The following is a 15,657-nucleotide window of genomic DNA, read 5'->3' as shown; positions in this document are numbered from 1 at the left end:
CCGATCTTCGACCTCGTCGACTACGGCATCGTCGGCGACCTCTTCCAGGTCGTGCCCCAGCTCACCGAGGAGGTCAAGTCCCGCAAGGGCTGACCCGCTGTCGAGCCGGTTCCGCGACGGGCAAGGTTTGCCCGTCAAGGAGCGGCGACCGGTGCGTGTGATCGCAAGGCGGCCGGAAGCCCTTGGATGGGGTTCCCCTGCTCGAACGAAGCTGAGAGCTTGGGGAAGTGCCGGGCGTCGCGACGGGGCAAACCTTGCCGGTCGCGGAACCAGCACCCCTTTCGCGAGGCCCCGGGGCCGCACGGTGTGAACTCACCGCGCGGCCCGAACCGGTTCCCCCGCCCGGCCGGTCCGGAGGGGCCGGAGTCTCCCGGTGTGCGTCAAGCCGGCGATCGCTCCGGCGCACACCACACCCACGACGGACAACAGGAGCCAGGGCAAACGCGGTTGCTCCAAGGACGCATCCCACACCGCGCCGGTCGCAAGGTTCCCGACAGTGATCCCGACGCCCGAGATGGTGTTGTACAGGCCGTAGTGGGTAGCGACCAGCCGCCCGCCGGAGAGCGTGACGACGGTATCCATCTCGAAGGGATACACCAGGGCCGTACCGAGGGCGAGCAGGGCTGCCGCGAGGAACAGCGGTGCCAGAGCCGCCGCCCGGATCAGCAGTCCCTCGCCCCGGGGCGGTGCGCCCGTGACAAGGAGCGGTGCGAAGGCGCCGCCCATCAGCGCCAAGCCGTACACGACGGACCGGCTCGCGGACCAACGCGCCCGCGCCCAGGCGATGATGCGCAGCTGTCCGGCCGCCGCAACACCCGCTGATACGGCGAACAGTGCCGTGGTGACCGCGTCCCCGCTCCCAGGAGCCGCCCGCTGCGCCTGCAACGGCAGCGCCAGGTAGACCTGGAAAGACAGAACGTACGAGCCGATCATTGCTGCGGAAAAGAGCAGGAAGGGGCGGTTGGACACCACAGCGCGCCAGTCGGCGAGCACTCCTTGGCGCGCCTCGTCCGCGACCGCGGGGCGCCCGTGGCCGGGCATGGCCTTGACCTGGACGAGGGTAAGCACGAGGAAGAGCAGCGCCGCCACCGCGCATACCGCCCGGAAATTCAGTGCGATCAGGGCCAGCCCGGTCAAAGGGCCGACGAACATGCCCACTTGGTAGAAGACGTTGAACAACGCGAATGCTTCCACGCGTCGCTCCCCCGCTTCCTGTGCGAGGTAGGCCCGCACGGCCGGGTTGAACAAAGCCCCCGCGAAACCGGTCAGCGCCGAGGCGAGGACCAGCGCGAGCAGCGAGTCGACGAAGCCGAGCAGTCCGAAGCCGACGGTCCGCAGCACACATCCGGCGGTGATCACGCTTTTGCAGCCGAACCGGTCCGCGAGCGTGCCGCCGATGAGGAACATGCCCTGCTGGCTGAAGTTCCTTACGCCGAGGACGAGTCCCACCGCCCAGGCAGCCATGCCCAGACCGCCCGAAAGGTGGATCGCGAGGTAGGGCATGAGCATGTAGAACGCCGTATTGATGGTGAACTGCTGGACCATCAACAGCCGTACGGTGCCGCCGAAGGAGCGGAACTGCCGGAAGAGTTCCCTCATCGCGTGACCGCCTCGTCCGAGTGCGGCGCGGTGATGTTCACGCAGCGCGTCCAGCGTTCCACGACACGCTCACCGGGATGGGTGATCTCATCGGGTTCGTCAGCGGGCGGGCACGAGAGGAGGTCGTGCGTACGGCAGTACTCGTCGCTGTAGACCGTGTCCCAGTAACGGTGGACTCCGTCGGGGAAGACCGCCGCGATGCGCGTGCCCGGGACGTGGGTGCGGGCGAGCCAGCCGGCCACCAGCGCAACGGCGCCGACGCTCCAGCCGCCGCTCGCGTAGTGGTGCCTCGCCAACCGCCGCGCCGCCCAGACCGCCTCGTTCGGTGCGACCCAATGGGCCTCGTCGAAGGCGGCGTGGTCGACGTTGCGCGGCTGGATGCTGCTGCCGAGGCCCCGCATCAGACGGACGCCGGTAGGCTGACCGAAGAGGGTGGAACGCACCGAGTCGACGCCCACCAGCCGCAAGCCCGGCGAGAACGCGCGCAGGGCACGGGCGATCCCGGCCGAGTGCCCGCCCGTTCCGACGGCGGCCACCAGCACGTCCACCCGGCCAAGCTGGACGGCGAGTTCAAGGGCGAGATTCGCGTACGCCGCCGGGTTGTCCGGGTTGTGGTACTGGTCGGGGCACCATGAGCCCGGATGTGCGGCGAGCAGGGAGCGGACGCGGTCCCTGCGCGCCTGCTGCCAGCCTCCGGCCGGACTCGGTTCTGCCACCGTCTCCACCCGGGCGCCGAGGGCGCGGAGCTGGTGGACCATGAGCCGTTCCATGCCGGGGTCGCTGACCAGCGTGACCGGATGGCCGTAGGTGATGCCCGCGAGCGCGAGACCGAGTCCGAGCGTCCCGCTGGTGGACTCGATGACGGGCGCCTCCGGCCGGAGCTCTCCGCGGGCCCGTGCGGCCGCAACCATGTGCAGGGCCGGGCGGTCCTTGATGCCGCCGGGATTTGTGCCCTCCAGCTTGGCCCAGAAGCCTCGGCCGGCGGGAGTGAAGGGGCTTCCGACCCAGAGGACCGGGGTGTTGCCCACCATGCCGGCGGGGGTGCGGCGGGGCGCACCCGCTGGCTCGGGGAGTTCGTGTGCCGCCACGAAGGCGTGCACGTCATCGGTGGAAATACTGCGCATGGCAGCAGTCATGGCGATTTTGTCCTTCTGCGGCCACGAGCTGGGTCGGGGCCGTCGCGTGAGAGCGGTACGGGTTTCGGGCGGCTCGTGCGGGCGGTCGCCGGAGCGGCCGGGCGCACCGAGCCGTGTCACGTACGGCTGACGCAAACCAGTTGCAGCAGAGGGAATCCCGCCGGGCATGGTGGCCCGGCGGTGACGACACCGAGGAGACGGCGCGAGAGGACCGAGAAGCCCGCTGTCATGAGTCCCCAGGCGGTCAGGGTGAACAGCAGCGCCGCCAGGAAGGGCGGTCCGGAGCGCGTCGGCGCCTCGCCCAGGAGCACCGCAGCGTCGCAACACCCTTCGGGAGCCGCCGGATGATGCCCGGCTTCGTTCACCTCGCGGTCAGCGGTTCCGGCGGTGTCCACCGCGGGCCCCGTGTCCTGCGTTTGAGGCTCGGCGGCTGCGGACAGCGGGGCGCTGAGGAGCGACACGTGGTGCCCGTCCTGCGCCTGCACACCACAGGTCAGCACGTAGGCCACGGCGGCAATCGCCAGGCTCAGGAGCACGGTGGTGACGAGGCGGCGAACACCCGGCCCCGGGGCAACGACGGACGGCACGCCCCGACCGTATCGCCGAACAGGAAACAATGCGCATTTATGAGGACGTAAGGGTGAAATACCTCAGTGAATCGGTACGGACCGGGCGAACCTGCTAAGGGCTGTCCCGTAATCCGTGGTGGATCAGCGCGCGGCGTCAGATGCGGTGCATCGCAAGGCAGAGGGACGTCCGCATACTGGGTGTATGCGGACGTTCCGACAACGCGGCGAGGTGCCGTAGCTGTCGTCGCGCGCCCGCCAGGGGTTACGGGACAGCCCTTAGGTGTGTTTCGAAAGTCCCGTCTGGCCGTCGGTCGCGAAGTCTGAAAGCGCGACAGCCTGACCGGAGTTGTCTTTTGGGGGATCCGAGTGCGTGGACCGCATCACGAGGCATCGATGACGGTGACCGGTCGGGTGCCCCCTGTCCCGCGACACGATGCCCGAAGCAGCGGTCGACCCTACGGTGGTGACATGGCAGTGATCAGGGGTTGGAGGCAGGGAGCGCAGGCTCGGATCGGTGCGTTGGAGGCACTGGGCGTGGCTGTGCTGTTCGTGCTGTCGGTCGTGGCCGCCTCGGTCGTACGGCAGGAGCGCCACTTCGCCCTGCGGTGGCCCATCGTGGTGCTGGCGGCTATCGGTTGCTCTGCGTTGATATGGCGGCGCTGTCACCCATTCGGCGTACTGGTCGTCGCGGTTGGCTGCGGGGTGGCCTTTCAGATTGTCGGGATTCGGGAGAGTCCGCTGGTGATCAGCCCGGTCCTGGTGTCGGTCTACACCGTGGCCGCGCTGACCGACCGGCGTGCCACCTGGATGGCGGGATCGTTCTCGGCTGTCGTATTGGTGGGTGCCGCTGTGTTGCGCGACCCGCGCTCCTGGCTGGCGCCAGACAACGCGGCGATGCTGGCGTGGACGGCTCTGCCGGCTGCTGTCGGGGACGGGGTGCGCTCACGTCGCGCCTATGTGGCTGCCGTGGAGGAGCGGGCGGAGCACGCGGAACGGACGCGTGAGCAGGAGGCGCAGCAGCGGGTGGCGGCCGAGCGGGTGCGGATCGCGCGCGAGCTGCACGACATCGTCGCTCACCACATCGCCTTGATCAACGCTCAGGCAGGCGTGGCTGTGCATCTGGTGGAACGGCGGCCGGAACAGATCCTGGCCGCCTTGGAGGACATCCGGGACACCAGCCGGTCCGCGCTGGACGAACTACGGGTGACCGTCGGGCTGCTGCGACAGTCCGGCGATCCGGTGGCGCCGCGTGATCCGATGCCGGGCCTTGCGCGCGTTCCGGCGCTTCTGGCGTCGTTCGAACGCGCCGGCCTGACTGTGAGCCATATCCGGCGGGGCATCGCCGAACCTCTGGCGCCGGCGGTCGACCTGGCCGCGTACCGCATCGTGCAGGAGGCCCTGACCAACGTCCACAAGCACGCCGGGGCCGACCATGCCCGGTTGTTCCTGCACTACCGTCCTGAGCGGCTGACGATCACCGTCGAGGACGACGGACGAAACGTGGGGGACCACGCCCGTCCGGGGACGGGGCACGGGCTGATCGGGATGCGTGAGCGCGCGTCCACGGTCGGGGGCGTGCTGTACGCGGGGGTGCGCCCGGAGGGCGGCTTCACCGTGACGGCCGAGCTGCCGCTGCGTCCTGGCCTGGTATCGGGCAATCCACCGAGGAGAGACGGGCATGACGATCCGCGTACTGCTTGCCGATGACCAGGCCCTGTTGCGGGGCACCTTCAGGATGCTGTTCGACTCCACGGAAGACATGGAGACGGTGGGGGAGGCCTCCGATGGGCGGCAGGCACTGGAGCTGGCGCGTGCACACCGTCCCGATGTGGTCCTGATGGACATCCGCATGCCGGAGATGGACGGCCTCGAAGCCACACGGCTCATCAGTGAGTCCGAGGACCTCACAGAGGTGAAGGTGCTCATCCTGACCACCTTCGAGGACGACGAGCACGTTGCCGACGCACTGCGCGCCGGCGCGAGCGGCTTTCTCGGCAAGGGGGCCCGGCCCGAGGAACTTCTCGACGCCGTCCGCACCATCGCCGCCGGCGAGGCGCTGCTGTCCCCGTCGGCGACCCGTGCGTTGATCAGGCGTTTTCTTGCGCAGCCGGACCCGTGCCCGGCGGGCGTGCACGAGCGGCTGGAGTGCCTGACACCGCGGGAACGCGACGTCGTGGGGCTGGTGGCACTGGGACTGTCGAACGATGACATCGCCGAGCATTTGTTCGTCAGCCCACTGACCGCCAAGACCCACGTCAACCGGGCCATGACCAAGCTGGCGGCTCGTGACCGGGCACAGCTCGTCGTCATCGCCTACCAGTGCGGCCTGGTCAGTCCGGCGCCGGAATCAGAGGGTTCACCGGCGCCGGAACCAGAAGGTTCACAGACATCCGTGTAACGACAAACCCACGATGGGCAGCGGCGTCGCAGCGCCTGGGACCTCCGCCTCCCGCGTTGTCGTCAGTCGCGATGGTCCCCGAGCTCTCGGCTTCGCTCGAGCAGGGGAGGCCCCATGCGCCATCGCTGCCTCCTCCGCCTCGGATTCGAAGGCCCCAGACGCCGCTGCTTCTCCCAACTGCCCATCGTGGGTGAGGTCGTAATCGCCGGCGCAGTACGTGTGTGTTGGTCCCGGTCGTAGCCAGGCGTGCCGAGTACCGCAGCCGTGGTAGTCGGGAATCGCTGCGGAGGGACGACGCGCGAGGGGCCTTTCCTGGGCGAAGGTGAGAGGGCGAACGGAGGTCTCGCCCATGACCGGAGCCCACTGCCCGACCGAGGGACCCAAGTCCGAATCGATCAAGCCGCGCACCGTGCACGGCGCGCCGATCGCCCTGCTCGCCGCCGCAGCCGTGGGCACGTACTCCACGGAAACCATTCAGCTCACACCAAACACCGCTCTTCCGGGTCCCGGACATCGCCCACGCACGGCGGCACCCAGGCGCACCCAACGCCAGCCGCGGGAGTGACCGCGCCCTCGACGCCATCTCCCTCACCCGGCGTTTCGGCGCCGCCCTCCCCAAGCCCCTCACGCCCGAACCCGTGGCCGCGACGACCGCGGGACCGGCAGCCCAGCAGAGGAAGGACACCGTCCCATGTTCACCGCAATCCAGAAGCGCCGCACGATCAGTGAACGACCGGCCGAAGAGCACGCACTCAAGGCCCCCGCAGCCGACGAGGCGATCACGGCGGGAGCTCACCTGGCAACCCGCCCCACGTGCCGGGACGGGCACGACTTCCCGGCTGCGCTGCCCGCACACCTGTTCCTTCTCCGCGAGGCCCTGGCCGACAGCACCGGACGCCACGGGACGTCCCGGGATGACCGAGCCGATCGCCGCCATGTGGCACCCTGTCGACGCAGTCCGGCCCGCACGGCCGAGGCCACGCAGCTCACCTTGTCCCAGTGGGTCAGCAGGACCGCGACGATCGGGGACCTCGCTGCGCAGCACGGTTCGTAGTTCCCCGCCTCGGTGCCCGGCCGCCCGCACCTCGGGGTGGCCGGGCACAGCAACCCCTCGCTTCCCACCAATGGTAGGATAGGAACCATGAGCGGTAGCAAGAAGTACTCGATCAGCCTTCCCGAGGACCTCGCCGAAACCGTACGCGTCCATGTCGGCCCGGGCGGATTCTCCGCCTACGTGGCCGAAGCCCTGGAACAGCGCGTGGCCATGGACAGGCTTCGTGAGATCGTCGCCGACTTCGAGACCGACAACGACCCGCTTTCCCGGGACGAGGTGGAAGCCGCCCGCACCCTGCTACGGCACGATCAGCGCAGCTCGGGCGGGGCCGCGGCCTGATGCCCGGCACGCTTCTCCTGGACAGCGAGGGCCTGTCCCAGCTGTACCTCAAGGACCGCGCCACCGTGACCCTCGTCCAGGCCGCCCTGGAGGAAGGCATCCGGGTGGCCACGTCCACGATGACCACCCTTGAGGCGGACTACGAACGCATCCACCCGGCACGCATCCGGTGGGTGCTCTCCCGGATCGATGTCCTGGACGTCACCAAGGACGTCACGGACCAAGCCGCCGCACTGCTGCGCAGTCACCGCCTCCACGGTCACAAGTACGCGATCGACGCCGTCCTCGCCGCCGCAGCACGCACGGCACCAGGGCCCGTCACCGTCCTCACCTCCGACCCCGAGGACATCAGCTTGCTCTGCGGACCCGGCATCGAGGTTGTAAAGGTCTGACCGCCCGGCAAGGAAAGCGGCCGACGTCCGGTGCCGCCCGGTCAGCCCGACTTCGGCGGCTTCTGCGCGTCGAAGGCGAAGAGAGTGTTCTTGGCCGCGGCCACGATCACCGCACGCCCCGCAACGGTCACGCGCGGGCTTGCACCCTGCTCGCCCGTCAAACCATCGGCCTGCGGGTCTGTTGTCCACAGGGCTTTGCCATCGTGCGGCGACAGCGCGACCACCCGGCCGGTGGCCGAGCTGAAATACAGCGCGTCGGCTCCCGCAACGGGACCCGACGCACCCTCCACGCCAGTCTGCCGCGACCACTTCTTCCGGCCGGTCGCGGGGTCGAGCGCTGTGACGAGACCGGTCTGCCCGCTCACGTAGACGGTGCCGTCCGCCATGCCGGGCGTCCCCGCGTATGTCTCGGCCAGTCGGGAGTACGTGACCTTCCGCGAAGCCGGGTCGACCCGCGCCACCCCGTCGTAGCCGGCCCGCGCCGCCCCCTCCATGTGTACCTGAAGGAGTACCAGCCTGCCGTTGGCGACGCCCACCGGCACGGCGGGGCCGTCGACAGCGATGGGCCTGCCCAGTGTCCCCGAGGCGCGATCGACCGTGTACAGGGTGGGGTGGCGCACCTCTGAGGCATCGAGCTCCGCATCCGTCGCGCACATCGCGAGGAGCTGTGGGCCCACCGGGACGGGAGCGCACTGCGTACCCGTGGGGAACGGTGTCCTCCAGGTGACCGCACCGCTGTGCGCGTCCCGGGCCTCGAAGCGGGAGTTGGAAGCGTCGACCGTCACGACGGTGGAGCCGACCACAAGGGCGTCCTGAGTCCGCCCCGTGACGGCCGTCGACTGGGCGCCGGACGGCACGGACCACAGCTCCCGGCCGTTGTTCGCGTCGATGGCCACCACCTCGCTGGGAGGGTCCTGCGGGGCGTCCTGGGCGGCGAAGCGGTAACCGAGCACCGTGTCGTCGGTGGCGCCCACCAGGTGCATGCCCTGGACGGGGATGCCCGGGCTCTTCGCCGTCCACACCCGCGAGCCGTCCTGGGCCCTGATACGGGTCGCGACCACACCGCCGCCCCCGCAGAACAGCGCGTCGCCGCGCGCGACGCAACGCAGCTCGTCGGGGATGTCCTCGCGACCGCCCGGCACAGTCTTGCGCCACGGCTCGAAGCCCTCCGGAAGTGCGGCACCCGGCGCCGCAACGCTGTTGCCCTTGTCGCCGCCGCTGTTCCCCCCGAAGCCGCCCGCCGTCAGTGCGGTGACTCCCCCGCCGATCGCTGCCACCGCGACCGCGGCCGCGAGCACAGGACGCCATCGGCGACGCAGACGGCGGCCGGTGGGGGTGCCAGTGCTCCCTGTATCGGGACCGGCCGGGGCGGCGATCGGGGCAATCGGCGCCGGAGTGGCCCGCATCGCGAAGTCATGCTGGGTGATCACGTCGCGGGTGCAGCCCGCGCCGACCCCGTTCGCGTCGGTCCCACCGAGGTCGGCCGGCAGGTCCCGCAGCAGCACGAGGAGTTCGTCCGCAGAGGGGCGCCTCTCGGGATCCTTGTCCAGGCACGACTCGACGACCGCGCGCAAAGCCACCGGAACGGCATCCAGCGACGGCTCCTCATGCACCACCTGATACGCCGTCATATATGGGCTTTCCGCGTCGAAGGGCCCGTGGCCCGTCGCTGAGTACACCAGCAGCGTCCCGAGCGAGAAGACATCGGACCGCGGCCCCACACCACGCGGCGCCTGCAACTGCTCCGGTGACATGAAGGGCGGCGTACCGATGACCCGACCCGTCATCGTCAGCGTCTGCTGGTCCACGGCGCGCGAAATGCCGAAGTCGATGACGCGCGGGCCCTCGGGCGAGAGCACGACGTTCGAGGGCTTCAGGTCACGGTGGACGACCCCCGCCCGGTGGATGTCGCGCAGCGCCTCCGCCAGCCCGATGGCGAGCCTCCTCAGCTCCGCTCCGTTCAGCGGGCCTTTCGTGGCGATGCGCTGGGCAAGCGTGTGCCCCTCGATATAGGTCGTCGCCATCCACGGCTGCTCGGCCTCAGGGGCAGCGTCGACCACGGCGGCGGTGAAGGCGCCGCTCACCCGCCTCGCCGCAGCCACCTCCTGCCGGAAACGGATGCGGAACTCGTCGTCCGCCGCGAACTGCTGGTGGATCAGTTTGATTGCGACAGGTCGCCCCGAACTCGTACGGGCCAGAAAGACCGTGCCCATGCCACCCGAACCGAGCCGCGCCTCGAGCGGATAGCCGCCGATCTCGGCTGGATCACCTCCGCGCAGCGACACTGTTCCCGCCCTTCCGTCCCCCGTGCACCTCTGCCACCACGGTCCTGCGTACCTGTCCTGCACACAAACTAGCCGCAGGGCGGTACGGCAGAGCAAGGCGGGTGACGAACAGTGAGAAGCTGTTGTCCAACCCCCGCTGGATCAGCTCGGGGCGTCTGGTGCGGTCGATCGCAAGGCGCCGGAGTGTCCTCGGATGGCGTCTCCCCTGCTCCTTGAGAGCTAGGGGAAGGAGCTATTGGGGCATTTCGGCAACACGGCGAGCGGCCGTGCCAGGCGTTCCGAGCCCAGCAGGGGTTGGTCGTCCGCATGGCGAAGGTGTCCGATACCGTCGGCGCGCAATGGCGGGACCCCCCGTTGACGGCGCATGGCAGGCACGACAGTCGCACTTCCGAGGCCGCTCCAACGACATCGAGGCTGCATAGCCGCTCGTCACGAGCGAGCATTAATGTGGGATTGAAGTATGTGCGCGCGTCTATCCACGGTGGAGCAACAGGCTCAGGATCCACGCCGCGCACTGGAAGGGAACAAAGCCGTGCATGGCGAGTACAAGGTCCCCAGCGGCAAGCTTGTCGTCGTAGATCTGGACGTCGAGGAAGGCGTACTACGCAATGTGCGCGTCGCCGGGGACTTCTTCCTGGAGCCCGACGAGGCAATCCTCTCGATCAACAGGGCCCTGGAGGGTGCCCCCTCCTCGACGGACGCCGCAGGCCTGGCAGCCCGGATTACGGCGGGACTGCCGGAGTCGACCGTCATGCTCGGACTGACCGCGGAGGGCGTCGGCATCGCTGTTCGGCGAGCGCTGGCTCAGGCGACCGAGTGGAGCGACTACGACTGGCAGTTGGTGCACACGGAAGCGCAGGCCCCGGCCCTGCACATGGCACTGGACGAGGTCCTCACCGCCGAGGTGGCCGCCGGGCGGCGGGCTCCCACGCTGCGGGTCTGGGAATGGGCCTCGCCTGCTGTGGTCATCGGCAGCTTCCAGTCGCTGCGCAATGAGGTCGACCCTGAAGGGGCGGCAAAGCACGGAATGACCGTGGTACGCCGCATTTCTGGTGGTGGGGCCATGTTCGTAGAGCCCATGAGTACCATCACGTACTCCCTGTCCGTGCCGGAGTCACTGGTCTGCGGCCTCTCCTTCGCCGACAGCTACGCCTACCTCGACGACTGGGTGCTGGGCGCCCTGGGCGACATGGGCATCAAGGCCTGGTACCAGCCCCTCAACGACATCGCCACGGACGCCGGAAAGATCGCCGGCGCCGCTCAAAAGCGCATCGTCGGCTCTGATGGTGGCCCAGGAGCCGTCCTGCATCACGTGACGATGTCGTATGACATCGACGCGGACAAGATGCTGGAGGTACTCCGGATCGGCAAGGAGAAGCTCTCCGACAAGGGCACCAAGAGCGCCAAGAAGCGCGTCGACCCGCTCCGCCGCCAGACCGGACTGACGCGCGAGGCCGTCATCGAGCGGATGATCGACTCGTTCCGTGACCGGCACGGTCTCACGCAGGGCAAGGTGACCGACGAGGAGATGGCTCGGGCCGAGGAGCTCGTGCGTACGAAGTTCGGCACCGAGGAGTGGACCGCCCGGGTGCCGTAGAGGCGGGCGCGCGGCGCCGCTCCCCCGGGACATCCTCATGTGTCCGTCGCCGGTAGGTCCTGCTCGGTCCAGATGATCTTGCCTTCGGGTGTGTAGCGGGTGCCCCAGCGGCGGGTGAGCTGGGCTACGAGGAAGAGGCCACGACCGCCCTCGTCCGTGGTCCTGGCATGGCGCAGCCGGGGTGAGGTGCTGCTGGCGTCGGAGACCTCGCAGATCAGGACGGACTGGCGCAGCAGCCGCAGCCGGATCGGCCCGGTGGCATGGCGCAGCGCGTTGGTGACCAACTCGCTGACGATCAGCTCGGTTGTGATCTGCAACTCCTCCAGGCCCCAGGTCCTCAGCAGTCGGGCCGTCCGGGCCCGGACGCCCGAGACGGCTGCAGGGTCGGCGGGTACGTCCCATGAGACGACGTGGTCGGCGCTCAGTTCATGGGTACGGGCGAGCAGCAGGGCAACATCGTCGGGCTGCGGCACGGGGAGCAACTGCTCCACGACCGTCGCGCACAGTGTGTCGAGGGGAAGACCGTGCTGAGCCAGGGCACCGCCGAGGCGGGACATCCCGAGTTCGGCATCCCGGTCCTTGCCTTCGATGAGACCGTTGGTGTAGAGGGCGATCAGGCTGCCTTCCGGCAGCTGGATCTCCGCTGTCTCGAAGGGCAGCCCGCCCAGGCCGAGCGGGGGTCCTGCGGGCAGTTCGGGGAAGTTGACGCGCCCGTCCGGGGAGACGACCACGGGGGGCGGGTGGCCGGCGCGCGCCATCGTGCAGAGCTGGGTGACCGGGTCGTAGACGGCGTACAGGCAGGTGGCGCCGAGCACGGGCGTGCCGCTCGCCTCGCCCTCGGGTTCCTCGTCGCTCAGGCGGAGTACGAGGTCGTCGAGGTGGGCCAGCAGTTCGTCGGGAGGAAGGTCCATGTCGGCGAGGGTGTGCACCGCGGTGCGGAGCCGGCCCATGGTCGCCGCGGCGCTGATGCCGTGGCCGACGACGTCGCCGACGACGAGGGCGACCCGGGCGCCGGACAGCGGGATCACGTCGAACCAGTCGCCCCCGACACCGTCCTTGGCGTCCGCCGGGAGGTACGAGGAGGCCACGTCCAGGGCCATCCCTCCGGGCAGCATCTGGGGGAGCAGGCTGCGCTGCAGTGTGAGCGCCGCGGCGTGCTCGCGGGTGTAGCGGCGGGCGTTGTCCACGCACACCGCCGCCCGTGCCACCAGTTCGCGGGCCGGCAGCACGTCGTCCGGCTCGAAAGGGTTCTGATTCACCGATCGTACGAAGGTGGTCAGGCCGAGCACCGTGTCCCGGGCCCGCATGGGAACGGCGATGAGGGAGTGGAGACCGAACTCGCGGATGGTCGCTTCCGTGGCGGGTTGTTCAACTGCCCACAGCTGCCTGACGGCCTCGAGGGCGGGGATCAGGACGGGTTCGCCGTCCCTGAGCAACCGGCCGTCGTGGGGCGGGGGCACGGAATCCACCAGGTCCCCGACCCGGTGGACCGACTCGGGGCAGCCCTCCCGCACCGAGCTCAACCCTGCGCGGCGCATCCTCGGCCGGGACGACGTGCCACCGGCATCGGGGCGGGCGGCTCCCGTACCGGAAGGCGCCATGCCCAAAGGCCACGGGCCGGGCTCCTCGGGGCTGGCGACCGACTCCAGCAGGTCGACGACGACGAAGTCGGCGAACCGCGGCACCGCGAAGTCGGCCAGTTCCTGAGCCGTGCGGAGCACGTCCAGGGTGGAGCCGATGCTGGCTCCGGCGTCGTTGACCAGGGCCAGGCGCTGCTGGGCCTTCCACCGGTCGGTGACGTCCAGGACCATGTAGCAGATGCCGGTGACGAAACCGTCACCGCCGGTCAGAGGGAAGAACGACGTGGAGTAGGCCCGCTCACGGTGCGGATCGGCCCAGCTCCAGCCCCGGTACTCGTAGTCGATGACGGGAACCCCGGTGTCCAGCACACGGCGCATCAGGGTCTCTATGGCGTCGGCCTCCAGTCCCGGGAGCACTTCGCCCATCCGGCGGCCCACGCGCTGCTCATGCGGGACGCCGGCGATGCGTTCCAGGGTTTCGTTCATCCAGACGTAGCGCAGTTGCGGGCTCATCACCGCCATGCCGATCGGCGAGCTGGCGAGGAAGGCGTCCAGGACGGACTGCCCGACCGTCCACTCCGGCCTCCGTTCGCGTCCGGAGACCAGGAAGCACTCCCGGCCATCCAGGTGGAACGAGGCCGAGACCCGCAGATCCACTTCGATCCGCCTGCCGTCGCGCCGCCGCACGTCGGTGGCACCACTCCACCCGACGCCCGCGCGGCACCGCTCGGCTATCCGCGCCACCCGTACCGGGTCCTCGGGCCTCGCGAGGAGAAAGCCGGCGGGCCGCCCGACCACCTCGGCGGCGCGGTATCCCAGCAGGTCCTGTGCGCTGTGCGTCCAGCCGATGACCGTGCCGGTACTGGCGACCACCGCGGTCGCGTCGTTAGCCGGGCCGGAGAAGTGCTGGGGGGCGCTGGGCTGCGACGGTTCGGCTCCGGGCGTCGGCTGCGGGCCTGCGGACGCCATGCTGGTCACCACCCATCCACTGCGTTCCTGTCCATGATCCCGCCTACGGCGCTCCGGTGCGAGCGTCCGCACCAGGGGATCGGGGACGAAGCCCTGTCGAGCCCGCCTCAGGGGCCGGGTTCACGGGGTGCGACGAGGCCCGATTCCTAGGCGAAGACGGGTGGTCAGCGCCCGTAGCCAGGCCTGCCCGAGGAAGACGGTTCGGGGGGCCGGTGCTCGTACCAGCGCCGGTCGGCCTCCAGCTGGGCGGCGAGGGAGATCAGCCGTTCCTCGCTGCGGGAGGGTCCGAGCAACTGGGCGCCGACGGGCAACCCGTCGGAGGTGAACCCGGCCGGTACGTTGATGCCGGGCCAGCCCAGCACGTTCCAGGGCCAGGCGTACGGGCAGGCCTCGGCCATCGTCACATCGGTGCGCCAGGCACTCAGCCCGTCGAACCTGCCGATCGGGGGCGGCGGCAGGGCTGTCGTCGGCGTGAGCAGTACGTCGTAACCGGCGCCGGCCCGGGACGTGCGGAAGAACGCGCCGATCCTGCGGTGCTGGCGCACCTCCCGCTCCCTCGCCGCGCGCACCACCCGGCCGCCGAGCCGGGTGCCGGTGCGCAGGGCACTGCGGGTGCGCGGGTCGAGGAGGGCAGGCTCGGGGTGGCGGGCGGCAAGTTCCGCGATCCCGGCTGTGGCGCGGGGGACGAAACCGAGGCTGATCAGCCCGTAGCGGGGCCTGGCCTCCTCGACGTCGTGGCCGAGACAGGCAAGGACCTCGGCCAGTGCGCTGACGGCCCGTCGTACATCGGGGTGGGGCGTGGAGCCGGTGAGAGTGAGCGGGGGACGCCAGGCGAGGGCGATGCGCAGTCTGCCCGGGTCGCGGCGGGCGGCGGCCAATGCCTCGACGGGGGGCGGTCGGTGCGGATCGTCGGGATGGGATCCGGCGACCGCGTCGAGCAGCAGGGCCGCGTCGGCGACGGTCCTGGCCAGGGGGCCGTTGACAGTGAGGCCCTGGAAGGCGTCGCTCTGTGGGTGGACGGAGATCCGGCCGCGCTGCGGTTTGATGCCGACGAGATGGGTCCAGGCTGCGGGGATACGGACGGACCCGGCGCCGTCCGAGCCGAGCGCGGCGGGTACGAGTCCGGCCGCGACAGCCGCCGCCGAACCGCCGGACGAGCCGCCGGGGGTATGTCCGGTGTTCCAGGGGTTGCGGGTGGCGCCGAAGGCCGGCCCCTCGGTGAACGGCCACTGGCCCAGCTCGCAGGAATTGGTCTTCCCGACGATCACGGCTCCGGCCGCCCGCAGCCTGCGTACGGCTTCGCTGTCGGCGGTGGCGGCGGGCAGATCGCCGTCGCAGCCGAAGTAGGTCGGCATCCCGACGACATCGGTGTCGTCCTTGACGGCGACCGGGACCCCGAGCAGCGGCAGTCGCTCCCCCGCGGCGAGCCGGCGGTCGGCCTCGGCGGCCTCGGCGAGCGCGGCCTCGGCGCGCAGGTGCCTGAAAGCGTTGAGGGTGCCCTGGCTCGCTTCGATACGGCTCAGGGCGGCGGACACCTGCTCGGTCGAGGTAGTAAGGCCTTCGGCCAGCTCCTGGGCGCTGTCGGCCAGTCCGGCCGGGCCGACCGGTTCGGCCGGTTCAGTGGTTTCGACGGCTTCCGCTGAGGACATGGGCTGTCTGCTTCCTCGTATCGGCAGGCGCGCGCCCGCACCTGTACGCCCCAACGAACTTACCGGAGGGTAACGAATCGTGGGCTGTCC

The 15,657-nt window shown here is 70.0% G+C and carries 13 protein-coding genes; 7 read left to right on the top strand and 6 right to left on the bottom strand.

From position 1 onward, the window contains the following. Window positions 1-312: 312 nt before the first annotated feature. The 3 genes from ABT115_RS26235 to ABT115_RS26225 form a co-directional block, all read right to left on the bottom strand. Window positions 313-1,599: an MFS transporter gene (locus tag ABT115_RS26235; RefSeq protein WP_351794502.1), complete on the bottom strand. Its 1,287-nt coding sequence runs from the start codon at window positions 1,597-1,599 to the stop codon at window positions 313-315. Next, window positions 1,596-2,735: a PLP-dependent cysteine synthase family protein gene (locus ABT115_RS26230; RefSeq protein WP_351794499.1), complete on the bottom strand. Its 1,140-nt coding sequence runs from the start codon at window positions 2,733-2,735 to the stop codon at window positions 1,596-1,598. Before ABT115_RS26230 ends, ABT115_RS26235 begins: the two co-directional genes overlap by 4 nt. Before the next feature lie 116 nt (window positions 2,736-2,851). Next, window positions 2,852-3,322 (bottom strand): hypothetical protein, encoded by a 471-nt coding sequence (locus ABT115_RS26225; RefSeq protein ID WP_351794496.1) that lies wholly within the window; start codon window positions 3,320-3,322, stop codon window positions 2,852-2,854. 450 nt (window positions 3,323-3,772) lie between these two features. Between ABT115_RS26225 and ABT115_RS26220 the strand changes: the two genes are divergently transcribed. From ABT115_RS26220 to ABT115_RS26195, 6 genes are all read left to right on the top strand, one after another. Continuing rightward, on the top strand, window positions 3,773-5,011 hold the full coding sequence (locus tag ABT115_RS26220) for a sensor histidine kinase (RefSeq protein ID WP_502969168.1): 1,239 nt from the start codon (window positions 3,773-3,775) through the stop codon (window positions 5,009-5,011). Then, entirely contained in the window at window positions 4,983-5,702 is a 720-nt protein-coding gene (locus ABT115_RS26215) for a response regulator transcription factor (RefSeq protein ID WP_351794490.1), read from the top strand. Before ABT115_RS26220 ends, ABT115_RS26215 begins: the two co-directional genes overlap by 29 nt. Window positions 5,703-6,051: 349 nt before the next feature. Continuing rightward, window positions 6,052-6,267, top strand: a complete 216-nt coding sequence (locus tag ABT115_RS26210; protein WP_351794487.1) for a hypothetical protein — start codon at window positions 6,052-6,054, stop codon at window positions 6,265-6,267. 126 nt (window positions 6,268-6,393) lie between these two features. After that, on the top strand, window positions 6,394-6,756 hold the full coding sequence (locus tag ABT115_RS26205) for a zf-HC2 domain-containing protein (protein ID WP_351794484.1): 363 nt from the start codon (window positions 6,394-6,396) through the stop codon (window positions 6,754-6,756). 87 nt (window positions 6,757-6,843) lie between these two features. Beyond that, on the top strand, window positions 6,844-7,095 hold the full coding sequence (locus tag ABT115_RS26200; protein ID WP_351794481.1) for a hypothetical protein: 252 nt from the start codon (window positions 6,844-6,846) through the stop codon (window positions 7,093-7,095). Beyond that, window positions 7,095-7,487: a PIN domain-containing protein gene (locus ABT115_RS26195; RefSeq protein WP_351794478.1), complete on the top strand. Its 393-nt coding sequence runs from the start codon at window positions 7,095-7,097 to the stop codon at window positions 7,485-7,487. The genes ABT115_RS26200 and ABT115_RS26195 overlap by 1 nt, the downstream gene beginning before the upstream one ends. Before the next feature lie 41 nt (window positions 7,488-7,528). On the opposite strand, the gene ABT115_RS26190 is transcribed toward ABT115_RS26195, so the two are convergent. Next, window positions 7,529-9,772, bottom strand: coding sequence for a serine/threonine-protein kinase (locus ABT115_RS26190; RefSeq protein ID WP_351794476.1), 2,244 nt, complete (start codon window positions 9,770-9,772; stop codon window positions 7,529-7,531). A 532-nt stretch (window positions 9,773-10,304) separates the two neighbouring features. On the opposite strand from ABT115_RS26190, the gene lplAB reads away from it, so the two are divergent. Continuing rightward, entirely contained in the window at window positions 10,305-11,369 is a 1,065-nt protein-coding gene (gene lplAB, locus ABT115_RS26185; RefSeq protein ID WP_351794473.1) for a lipoate-protein ligase LplAB, read from the top strand. A 35-nt stretch (window positions 11,370-11,404) separates the two neighbouring features. On the opposite strand, the gene ABT115_RS26180 is transcribed toward lplAB, so the two are convergent. Continuing rightward, window positions 11,405-13,918, bottom strand: coding sequence for a SpoIIE family protein phosphatase (locus ABT115_RS26180; RefSeq protein ID WP_351794471.1), 2,514 nt, complete (start codon window positions 13,916-13,918; stop codon window positions 11,405-11,407). A gap of 164 nt (window positions 13,919-14,082) precedes the next feature. Continuing rightward, window positions 14,083-15,567: an amidase gene (locus tag ABT115_RS26175; RefSeq protein WP_351794468.1), complete on the bottom strand. Its 1,485-nt coding sequence runs from the start codon at window positions 15,565-15,567 to the stop codon at window positions 14,083-14,085. Between the last annotated feature and the right edge of the window lie 90 nt (window positions 15,568-15,657).

The sequence above is a fragment of the Streptomyces sp. NPDC001832 genome, assembly GCF_040297265.1.
Taxonomy (GTDB): Bacteria; Actinomycetota; Actinomycetes; order Streptomycetales; family Streptomycetaceae; genus Streptomyces.
This window is presented reverse-complemented; position numbering and strand designations above follow the sequence as displayed.